Below are 10,216 nucleotides of genomic sequence, written 5' to 3'. Positions count from 1 at the left end.
GACGCCGGCGTTCAGGGCCAGCAGGTTGGTCTGGAAGGCGATCTCGTCGATCACCCCGATGATATTGCCGATCTCGCGCGAGCTGGTCTCGATCTCGCCCATGGCCGCGACGGCCTGATCGACCACGATCCCCGACCTTTCGGCCTCGGACTTGGCGCCGGCGACCACGTCCTGGGCCTGCTTGGCGCCGTCTGCGGCCCGGCTAACGGTCTGGGTGATCTCGTCCAGCGCTGCGGCGGTCTCTTCCAGGCTGGCGGCCTGCTGCTCGGTGCGGCGCGCCAGATCGTCGGCGGCGATGCTGATCTCGTCGGTGCCTGAGCGAATGCCGTCCGTCGCGGCGCTGACCCCGCCCATGGCCTGGTCCAGCAGGGCGACGGCGTTATTGAAGTCGTCCTTGAGCTTCTGGAAATCCGGATTTACGTCGATGTCGAGGCGAGATTGCAGATCGCCCTGGGCCAGGCGGTCGAGGGCCTCGCCCAACGCTTGGACCATCTGCAATTGGCAGGCTTGCGCCTCGCGCTGCTCGGCCTCCAGCCGTTGACGTTCATTGTCGATCGTCTCGAGATAGATCGAGATCGCGAAATCCATGTCCAGCAGGATCGCCTTCATCAGCGCGCTGAGCGCCTCGCCGGCCTGGGCCAAGCCGCCCTTGCTCATAATGCCCTTGGGCCAGACCGACTCAAGGACCGAGCGGATCAGGTGATCGCTGACCACCGCGTAGCCGCCAATGTACCAGCGCGGCTCGAGGCCGATGCGGGCGTGGGTTTCACCGATCGTGCGGACGGCGCGGACATAGTCCTCGCTGAACTTGGCCTGGACGATGCCGTCCCAATGCGCCTGCTGGCGTCCGCTAGCGGCCGCCATGTGCTTGTCGTCCTTGAAGAACTTCCGCGTCTCGGGCGTAGCCGCCACCTTGGCGTAGAAGCTGTCAAGGGCCGGTCCGATCGCCTTGCCGACGACAGGTCGAAGATCCCGCAAGGCCGCGCGGGCCTTGTCATCGATCCCCATGAACGCCACTCGCTCGTTGATCGCGTAGTCGTGGCTCATCGCCGCTCCCCTAGGTGTGAGCGGGAAAAGCTGGCGTCGTATCATTAATGCAGACTTAAATGGTTCTTGTCTCAGCGCGACCACATGTCGCGCCTTCCGCCAACCCATTGCTGATTTGAATCAACCTTAGATATCCCCCTCTAGGCCAATGACATCGACTAATCGAACTTTTTCTTAGATATCAAATGATGCGCGACTCCTCGACGCACCCATTTCTCTGAACTACAGATGCGACAAACCACCACATCCACATTGAGCTTATCCGCCGCGTTTTAGAGTCTCGCGCGCGATCACCAACTGCTGGATCTGGGTGGTGCCCTCGTAGATCCGGAAGATCCGGACGTCGCGATAGAGACGCTCGATTCCATAGTCGGCGACATAGCCGGCGCCGCCGAAGATCTGCACCGCGCGGTCGGCGACCCTGCCGACCATCTCCGAAGCGAACAGCTTGCTGGCCGCCGCCTCCAGCGTCACCCCGACGCCGGCGTCGCGCTTGCGGGCGGTCTCCAGCACCAGGGCGCGCGCCGCCAGCGCCTCGGTCTTGCTGTCGGCGATCATCGCCTGGATCAGCTGGAAGTTGGCGATCGGCTGGCCAAACTGCTTGCGTTCCAAGGCGTAGGCCACGCAGTCGGCGATCAGGCGCTCGGCCACGCCCACGCAGACGGCGGCGATGTGCAGGCGGCCGCGGTCCAATACCTGCATGGCGACCTTGAATCCCTCGCCCTCGGCGCCGAGGCGGTTCTCGACCGGCACCCGCACGTTGTCGAAGGTGACATCGTGGATATGGGCGCCCTGCTGGCCCATCTTCTTCTCGGGCTTGGAGACCGACAGACCCGGCAGGTCGCGCGGCGCCAGGAAGGCCGACACGCCGCCGCCCTTCACGTCGGGATTGGTCCGGGCCATCACCGTAAACAGCGAGGCCTTGCCGGCGTTGGTGATGTAGCGCTTGGCCCCGTTCAGGACATAGGCGTCGCCGTCCAGCGTGGCGCGGGTCTGGACCGCGCCACTGTCGGAGCCGGCCTCGGGCTCGGTCAGGGCGAAGGACGTGACAACCTCACCGGACGCGATCCCCGGCAGCCACTTGGCCTTCTGGGCGTCGTCGCCGAACATGACCAAGCCCTGGCTGCCGATGCCGACATTGGTGCCGAACACCGAGCGGAAGGCCGGAGAGGCGCGGCCCAGCTCGATGGCCACCAGCGTCTCGTCCTCCATGCCCAGGCCCAGGCCGCCATATTCCTCGGGGATGGAGAGGCCAAAGAGGCCCAGGGCCTTCATCTCCTCGACGACATCGGCGGGAACAGCGTCGTCCTCGGCGACCTTGGCCTCGATGGGCCGCAGACGTTCGGCGACGAAGCGGGCGACTGTATCGATCAGCTGCTCGCGGGTCTCCAGGTCGAGGGCCATGCGCGTTCTCCCGTTGTCCGGCCCCTCGCTGGTCGCGAAGGGAGGTGTCAAACACTTGTTTTTACCGAGACTGTAGCGATGGCCCCCGAGAATGGAAGCCTTACCCTGCGGCCTTCTCTTGCTGGGCCAGGACGCTCTTGCGCACGCCATAGGCCAGATAGATCGCCGCGCCGATCAGATGGGCGTACAGGAAGTAGACCTGGGTCTTCACCGGCAGGCTGATGAAGAGATAGAGACAGCCCAGGATCCCGGCCGGCGCCACGACTTGCCAGATCGGCGTCGAGAAGACGCGCGGACGAGCAGGCTCGCGCAGGCGCAGCAGGATCACCGAGGCGCCGACGGCGATGAACGCCCACAGCGTGCCGGCGTTGGCCAGCTCGGCGATGTCCTTCAGCGAAAGCAGACCCGACAGCACGGCCGACAAGGCGCCGGTCAGCAGCGTCATCAGCACGGGGGTGCCAGTCTTGGCGTTCACCCGCGACAGGGCGCGCGGCAGCAGGCCGTCACGCGCCATCACGAAGAAGATCCGGCTCTGGCCGTACATGAAGGCCAGGATCACGGTCGGCAGGGCGATCACCGCCGCCAGGGCGACCAGCTGGGCGACCTTGGGATAGCTCAGGCTCTCCAGGATGAAGACCAGCGGCGCCTCGCTCTTGGAGAACACCTCGGCGCGCGAGGCCCCGATCGCGGCGGCGGCGACGATCATGTAGATCGCCGTGCAGGCGGCCATCGAGCCGACGATGCCGATGGTCAGGTCGCGCTTGGGGTTCTTGGTCTCCTCGGCGGCGGTCGACACAGCGTCGAAGCCGTAGAAGGCGAAGAAGATCAGGCTGGCCGCGGCCATGACCCCGATCTTCGCGGCGTCGGGCGCGGCGCCGGGCGGCAAGTGCGCCGAAAAACCGTTGGGCATGAACGGCGTGAAGTGGCTGGCGTCGAAGGCCGGCAGGCACAGGGCCACGAAGATCACCAGGGCGATGATCTTCACGAACACCAGGACCATGTTCACCGTGGCGCTCTCGCGAGTCCCGAGGGCCAGCAGACCCGCCACCGCCATGGAGATGATCACGGCCGGCAGGTTGACCACGCCGTGGCGACCGCCAGCCAGCTCCACATGCGGGCCGGCCAACAGGTAGTCCGGGAAGCCAGCGGCGTGGAACAGGCCGGTCGCATGGGCCGACCAGCCGACGGCGACGGCCGCGCAAACCAGGGTGTATTCCAGGATCAGGCTCCAGCCGACGAACCAGGCCACCGGTTCGCCCATGGCCGCGTAGCTGTAGGTGTAGGCGCTGCCCGCCGCCGGCATCAGGGTCGACAACTCGGCGTAGCACAGCGCCGCGCACGCGCAGACCGCCCCGGCGATCAGGAAGGATAGGATCACGCCCGGTCCGGCCAGGCCCGCCCCGACGCCGGTCAGGGTGTAGATGCCGGTGCCGACGATGGCGCCGACGCCCAGGGCCACCAGGTGAGGCCAGCTCAGGGTCTTCTTCAGCTGATGACTGTCCGCGTGTCCCGCGGTGATGGTGTCGATGGCCTTTCGGCGCGTCCAGAAGCTCACTTGGGGTTCCTCCGACTCATGGACGCGACCATGGAGTCGGTTTCGTGCTCCGCCAAGCCTTGATCTTTAGAAGAATATTCTCGTCAGCGTGTAGGCCAGGACCGCGACCGCCACTGTGACCGTTCCCAGCATCACCGCCAGGCGCGGCTTGACCTGCAGCAAGGCCTTGGGGCCGAGCTTGGCCGAAATCGCTCCAACCCCGGCCAGCAACAGGAAGCTGGAGCAGACCGCCAAGGTCGAGACCAGGGCGGGCGGGATCAGGTTCAGGCCGCGCGCGGCCGCCAGGGCCGCGAAACCGATCACGAAGGCCGGCGGCGCTTGCAGGCCCGAAACGCGGCCGCCTTCGGGGCTGCGGGTCAAGGCCAGGCCGATCAGCACCACCGCCGGTCCCAGCCAGACGATCCGCGCCAATTTGGCCAGGGCCGCCGTGCTGGCGGTCTCGGGCGAGACCGACGCTCCGGCGCCGGCCACCTGGGCGACGTCGTGGATGGAGAGGCCGAAGAAGACGCCGGCCTGGTGCGCGGTCAGGCCCAGGGCGTGGGCCAGGGGCGGATAGGCCAGCATGGCGACCGTGGAGAGCAGGTTCACGCCGACGATGACGAGGGCGGTCGTGCGCTGGTTGGCCGGACTGGCCGGCGCGGCCTGGGAAGCGGCCAGGGCGGCGGAGGCGCCGCAGATCGAGCAGGCGGCCGCCGCGATCAGGGCTTCGGCGAAGGGCAGGCCCAGCGCCAGGCCCGCCGCCGCGCCGATGGCGAGACCGCCCAGCACCACGACGCCGCTGGCCAGGATGGCGGGACCGCCCAGGGCGGCGAACTCGGCCCAGCTGATCTGCGCGCCCATCATGGCGACGCCCAGGCGCAGGCCTGGCTTGGCGAAGATGTCGAGACCAGCGCCGAGCTGAGCTTGCAGACCCAGGGCGCCCAGCATCATGCCCAGAACCACCGCGATCAGCGGCGCGGGGGCGTGCAGGGACTGGGAGAGCAGCTTGGCGAGAATGGCGAGACCCACACCGGCGGCCAGCCCCGGCGCCAGCTTGCCGGCGCTGAGACGCAGGGCGGAGGTCGTCATCCGCGGACGGTCTCGCCCGTGATCGGCGCGGCGGCGAAATGGGCGTCGGCGCGGGCGCAACGGCTGGAAAGGCGCTCGTTCAGCTGACGCACCGTGCGGCTGCCCGTCCGCTCGAAGGCGAACGGCAGAAGACCGTGGACGAGGCAGGCGAGACCCGCGCCGATCAGGGTGAAACCGAAGCCCCACGCCATGCCCATGTGCTGACCATAGGTTTCGCCGACCGAACGGGGGTGACGGGTAAAGGACGCCAGCATCGAGACCTCGCGACTACAGAGGCTCTCCAGGATGGCGAGGATTCGGGGAAAGGCATTACTGGATTACGCGCCAAACGGAGCGTAGAGAGAATTCCATTCTCGATCAACGCGGAATGCGGAGATGATTGATCTCGATCATATCGATCGGCGGCTGTTGGCGATCCTGCAAGAGGACGCCACGGTTCCGATCGCCGATCTCGCCGAACGGGTCGGCCTCACTCAGACGCCGTGCTGGAAGCGGATCAAGCGCCTGCAGGACGCCGGCGTGATCATGGCGCGCGTCGCCCTGCTGGACCGCGAGGCCCTGGACCTGCCGCTGACCGTCTTCGTGGCCGTGAAGACCGGTCGCCACGACGAGGAGTGGCTGAAGCTGTTCGCGGAAGGGGCGAAGGCCCTGCCCGAGGTGATCGAGTTCTACCGGATGAGCGGCGAGGTCGACTACCTGCTGAAGGTCGTGGTCAAGGACATCGCCGCCTATGACCGCTTCTACAAGCGCCTGATCGCCACCGCGCCGCTCAGCGACGTGTCGTCCAGCTTCGCGATGGAGCAGATCAAGTTCACCACCGCCCTCCCCGTCGCGCCGATCTGAAGCTTGTCTTGAGCCTGTCATCGACCGGGTTCTACTAGACGCGACCTTGGATGGAGACGGCTCATGGACGCGACCCGGCGCGGACTTCTGATCGGCGGGGCGGCCCTGGCGCCTAGCTTGGCGCTAGCCGCCGAGAGCTCGGTGGACCCGACCGCGCCGCCGGCGATCAAGGCGCATCTCGGCGTCACCGAGAACCCGTTCGGCCCCTCGCCCGCCGCCCGCAAGGCCGCCGCGAAAGCGCTGGCCGAAGCGCCCTATTACGGCTGGGAGCTTGAGCCGCCCCTGGTCAAGCTGATCGCCGAGCACGACGGCCTCCAGCCCGAGCAGGTCGGTCTCTGCAACGGCTCGCTGGAGGCGCTGTCGCTGCTGTCGACGGCGTTCTCGAAGGCCGGTCCGGTTGTCTCGCCGCAACCCAGCTACGCCACGCCCCTGCTCTACGCGCAGCGCCAGGGGGCGAGCCTGGACTGGATGCCGCTGGCCGCCGACCAGCAGATCGACCTGCAAGCGCTCGCCGAGCGGGCCAAGGCGGTGAACGCCGGTTGCGTCTATGTCTGCAATCCGAACAATCCGACTGGTCTGCTGCTGGACGCCGAAGCTCTGCGCGCGTTCTGCGTCGAGGTTTCCAAGACCTGCCCCGTGCTCGTCGACGAGGCCTATATCGAGATCAGCCCCGACCCCGTCCGCAACTCGATGATGGATCTGGTCCGCGCGGGCCATGACGTGATCGTCGCCCGCACCTTCTCGAAGGTCTACGGCATGGCCGGCCTGCGGGTCGGCTTCGTCGCCGCGCGGGCTGATCGCGTCCGGGCGCTGAAGAGCCTGATCCCGACGCACAAGGGCCGCCTGGGTCTCGCGGCGGCCGCCGCCTGCTATGGCGATCCGGCCTATCTCGCCGGCGCGAAGACTTACCTCGAAGGCTGCCGCGAGAAGATCTACGCGATCTGCGACGCCAACGGCCTGAGGTATCTGCCGTCCTACGGCACCTATGTCTTCGTCGACTGCGGCAAGCCGAACCTGGCGTTCCAGAAGACGCTGGCCTCGCTGGGCGTCGAGGTGCGGGTGTTCGACAGCCCGCGCCACCCGACCTGGATCCGCGTCGGCACGGCCAGCCCGGCCGAGCTCGACTATTTCGCCGGCGTGCTGCCGAAGGCTCTCGCAGCCTAGTCCGCGCCGTTGCCGGGATCGCTGGCGGTCGGATCGCTGGTGGCGTCCGTCTTGCGGTTGGGATCCAGCTCGGGCGGCGGCGGCGCTTCCTGGCCGGCTGGCCGGGGAACGGGATCGTCGGGATGAGGCGGTGTCGGTTCGGCGTCGGTCATCAAGTTCCTCCTGACCCTCGCAACCCGCGGCGCGCGCTTTGGCTCCCGTGAGTGCTATTCGGGCCAGAGGTCCTGGATGTCGCCCTTGCGGTTCAGCATGTGCGTGGCCCGCTTGATCACGGCCAACAGGCGGTCCTTACGGCCGTCCTTGTCGTAGGTCAGTGTCGTGCGCGCCAGGCCTTCCAGCATGAAGCGGGCGAGGTCGCGGCTGGCCTGGAAGCGCGGACCGGCGCCGGCGTGCAGGATCTTCAGGAAGTGATCGCCGGCCTGGGCCCGGTCGAACTCGGCCTGGGCGGGCGCCAGCAGCGCCTGGATGGCCGGGTCGGTGCGACCGGCGGCCTCAAGCTCGGCGAAGGCCTGGAACGGAACGCTGTGCAGCAGGTCCCAATAGCTGTCGATCGCGTGCTCGGTGACGTCCGCGCCCGGCGGCAGGCTGTCGGCGGCGGCGCGGAACAGGGTCGAGCGCTCGGCCTGGATATGGGCGACGGCGGCCTCGACCAGGGCCTCGCGGGTCGGGAAATGGTACAGCATCGCCCCACGCGTCAGGCCCGCGGCGTCGGCGATCGCCGGATTGGTGGCCGCGTGGTAGCCGATCTCGGCGAACAGGTGCATCGCGCAGTCCAGAATCCGCGCGCGGGTCTTCTGGGACTTGGGGGTATCCTTGGCGAGGCGGGCGGCGTCCATCGGCGTGATCTAGTGCGGGCGATGCTGCGCCGCAACAGGCTGGACAAGCCCATGCCCGCAAAGGCCTGGCCTGAGCGCCCAGATTTTTGACAAATGCGCCGAAACTGGTCAATCGGCGGGCTGACCCTGCGTAACCCGGGGCGGTCGGATTGGTCCCGCAGGCCTCCGCGCTTCATCAAAGCGACATGCAATCAGCTTAATCGCCTGCCGTTGGCCGCCGTCGCGCCGATCCGGGGACGGAGCGATCTTGCGGCGCCGAACGGGGGTACGACCATGAGCGCCGACGTCGCCGTCCGCCGCTATCGTTCCGTCTTCATCAGCGACCTGCACCTGGGCACGCGGGGGTGCCAGGCCGAGCTGCTGCTGGACTTCATCCGCCATATCGAGTGCGACAAGCTCTATCTCGTGGGCGACATCATCGACGGCTGGAAGCTGCGCAGCGGCTGGTTCTGGCCCCAGGCCCACAACGACGTGGTCCAGAAGATTCTGCGCATGGCCCGCAAGGGCACCGAGGTCATCTACGTGCCCGGCAACCACGACGACCGCGTCCGCGAGTTCTGCGGCGTCCACTTCGGCGGCGTCGTGGTGGCCCGCGACATCATCCACGAGGCGGCCGACGGCAAACGCTATCTGGTCGTCCACGGCGACGAGTTCGACGGCGTCGTCCAGCACGCCAAGTGGCTCGCCTTCCTCGGGGATTGGTCCTATAGAACCATCCTCATGCTGAACACCCTGGTGAATCGCGCCCGTCGCCGCCTGGGGTTCGGCTACTGGAGTTTTTCGGCCTATCTGAAGGTCAAGGTGAAGAACGCTTTGCAGTTCATCGAGAACTTCGAGGCCGCTGTGGCCGACGAAGCTCGACGTCGGGGGGTGGACGGCGTGATCTGTGGTCACATCCACAAGGCCGAGATGCGGGACATCGACGGCGTCGCCTATGTCAATGACGGCGACTGGGTCGAAAGCTGCACGGCCGTGGCCGAGCACGCCGACGGCCACCTCGAGATTCTCGAATGGGCCAAGCTGCGCTCCTGGTCGGTGATCGACCGTAGCCGCAAGCTGCCGACCCCGGCCGAAGAGGCCTTGCCGGAGCCCGCCGTCGCCTGATGCGGATACTGCTCGCTACCGATGCCTGGGAACCGCAAGTCAACGGCGTGGTTCGCACCCTGACCCGGGTGGTCGACGAACTGCGCGCCATGGGCCACATCGTCGACGTCGTCAGCCCGGACCAGTTCCCGACCTTCCCGCTGCCGACCTATCCGGAAATCAAGCTGGCCATCGGCGCCTACGAGCCGGTGCAGGAGCGCTTCAAGCTGTTCGAGCCCGAGGCGATCCACATCGCCACCGAAGGCCCGATCGGCCTGGCCGCCCGCCGGATCTGCCTGGAATGGAAGCTGCCGTTCACGACCAGCTACCACACCAAGTTCCCGGAATATGTCTCGGCCCGCCTGCCGCTGCCTCTGGCGGCCGGCTACACCTACATGCGCTGGTTCCATAAGCCGTCGGGCCGCCTGATGGTCGCGACGCCGACCATGCGCGACGAGCTGGCCAAGCACGGTTTCCGCAACCTGTCGCCCTGGTCGCGCGGCGTCGACACCGACATCTTCAAGCCGCGCCAGCCCGGCGCTCCGGACATCTTCGAGGGCTTGGCCCGCCCGATCTTCCTCAATGTCGGCCGCGTGGCCGTCGAGAAGAACATCGAAGCGTTCGCGAGCCTCGATCTGCCCGGCACCAAGGTCGTCATCGGCGACGGCCCGCAGCGCGAGGAGCTGGCCGAGAAATATCCCGAGGTGAAGTTCCTGGGCGCCAAGTTCGGCGAGGAGCTGGCCCGCTATTTCGCCGGCGCCGACGTCTTCTGCTTCCCCTCCCTGACCGACACCTTCGGCCTGGTGATCCTGGAGGCCATGGCCGCCGGCGTGCCGGTGGCGGCGTTCTCGGCCCCGGGCCCCGTCGACATCATCCCCGGCTCCAACGCCGGCGTCCTGGCCCCCGGCCAGACCGACGGCCTGAAGGAAGCCTGCCTGGCGTGCCTGGAGCTCGACCGGACGGTGGTGCGCAAGTTCGCCGAGAAGTTCTCGTGGCGATCCTGCGCCGAGGAGTTCTTCCGCAACCTGCAGCCCTATCCCGAGCCGGAAAAGACGCGGTTCTGGCGCCGCCTGCGTCGCTTGGCGCGCCTGCGCAAGAAGACGGCGGCTTAAGGTCTATTCACGGTTTCAAGTCGGCGCAATTCCGCCGCTTCACGCGGCGGGCCGCTGAAGGGATGGAAAGGGACGCGGAGCGCCGGACGACGTCCGGAGTTCTT

Annotated in this window: 11 protein-coding genes; 4 read left to right on the top strand and 7 right to left on the bottom strand. The window is 67.4% G+C overall.

All coding sequences use genetic code 11. The features are described 5' to 3' along the window. The 5 genes from AX690_RS05860 to AX690_RS05840 form a co-directional block, all read right to left on the bottom strand. Positions 1–1,092, bottom strand: a 1,092-nt coding sequence (locus AX690_RS05860) for a globin-coupled sensor protein (protein ID WP_231732128.1), incomplete at its 3' end; no start/stop codon positions are given. A 213-nt stretch (positions 1,093–1,305) separates the two neighbouring features. Beyond that, a complete protein-coding gene (locus AX690_RS05855) occupies positions 1,306–2,451 on the bottom strand; it encodes an acyl-CoA dehydrogenase family protein (protein ID WP_066686213.1) in 1,146 nt (381 codons plus the stop codon). Between the two features lie 100 nt (positions 2,452–2,551). After that, positions 2,552–4,006 (bottom strand): amino acid permease, encoded by a 1,455-nt coding sequence (locus AX690_RS05850; protein WP_066686211.1) that lies wholly within the window; start codon positions 4,004–4,006, stop codon positions 2,552–2,554. Positions 4,007–4,072: 66 nt separating this feature from the next. After that, on the bottom strand, positions 4,073–5,074 hold the full coding sequence (locus AX690_RS05845; RefSeq protein ID WP_066686209.1) for a putative sulfate exporter family transporter: 1,002 nt from the start codon (positions 5,072–5,074) through the stop codon (positions 4,073–4,075). Beyond that, a complete protein-coding gene (locus tag AX690_RS05840; RefSeq protein WP_066686207.1) occupies positions 5,071–5,328 on the bottom strand; it encodes a DUF6356 family protein in 258 nt (85 codons plus the stop codon). The genes AX690_RS05845 and AX690_RS05840 overlap by 4 nt, the downstream gene beginning before the upstream one ends. 121 nt (positions 5,329–5,449) lie before the next feature. Between AX690_RS05840 and AX690_RS05835 the strand changes: the two genes are divergently transcribed. Together AX690_RS05835 and AX690_RS05830 are read left to right on the top strand one after the other, a co-directional pair. Then, entirely contained in the window at positions 5,450–5,917 is a 468-nt protein-coding gene (locus tag AX690_RS05835) for an Lrp/AsnC family transcriptional regulator (RefSeq protein WP_066686205.1), read from the top strand. Positions 5,918–5,980: 63 nt separating this feature from the next. Further along, a complete protein-coding gene (locus AX690_RS05830) occupies positions 5,981–7,081 on the top strand; it encodes a histidinol-phosphate transaminase (protein WP_066686203.1) in 1,101 nt (366 codons plus the stop codon). Here AX690_RS05830 and AX690_RS22745 read toward each other — a convergent pair. Together AX690_RS22745 and AX690_RS05825 are read right to left on the bottom strand one after the other, a co-directional pair. Next, the gene (locus AX690_RS22745; RefSeq protein WP_156449581.1) at positions 7,078–7,233 is read right to left on the bottom strand and encodes a hypothetical protein; all 156 of its coding nucleotides are present in this window, start codon (positions 7,231–7,233) and stop codon (positions 7,078–7,080) included. The two genes, AX690_RS05830 and AX690_RS22745, sit on opposite strands and share 4 nt — an antisense overlap. Before the next feature lie 54 nt (positions 7,234–7,287). After that, positions 7,288–7,917, bottom strand: a complete 630-nt coding sequence (locus AX690_RS05825) for a TetR/AcrR family transcriptional regulator (RefSeq protein ID WP_066686201.1) — start codon at positions 7,915–7,917, stop codon at positions 7,288–7,290. Positions 7,918–8,190: 273 nt separating this feature from the next. On the opposite strand from AX690_RS05825, the gene AX690_RS05820 reads away from it, so the two are divergent. Together AX690_RS05820 and AX690_RS05815 are read left to right on the top strand one after the other, a co-directional pair. Continuing rightward, the gene (locus AX690_RS05820; RefSeq protein ID WP_066686199.1) at positions 8,191–9,021 is read left to right on the top strand and encodes a UDP-2,3-diacylglucosamine diphosphatase; all 831 of its coding nucleotides are present in this window, start codon (positions 8,191–8,193) and stop codon (positions 9,019–9,021) included. Beyond that, positions 9,021–10,112, top strand: a complete 1,092-nt coding sequence (locus AX690_RS05815; RefSeq protein ID WP_066686198.1) for a glycosyltransferase family 1 protein — start codon at positions 9,021–9,023, stop codon at positions 10,110–10,112. The genes AX690_RS05820 and AX690_RS05815 overlap by 1 nt, the downstream gene beginning before the upstream one ends. Positions 10,113–10,216: the final 104 nt, after the last annotated feature.

The sequence above is a fragment of the Caulobacter sp. CCH9-E1 genome (assembly GCF_001556515.1).
Lineage (GTDB): Bacteria > Pseudomonadota > Alphaproteobacteria > Caulobacterales > Caulobacteraceae > Caulobacter.
This window is presented reverse-complemented; position numbering and strand designations above follow the sequence as displayed.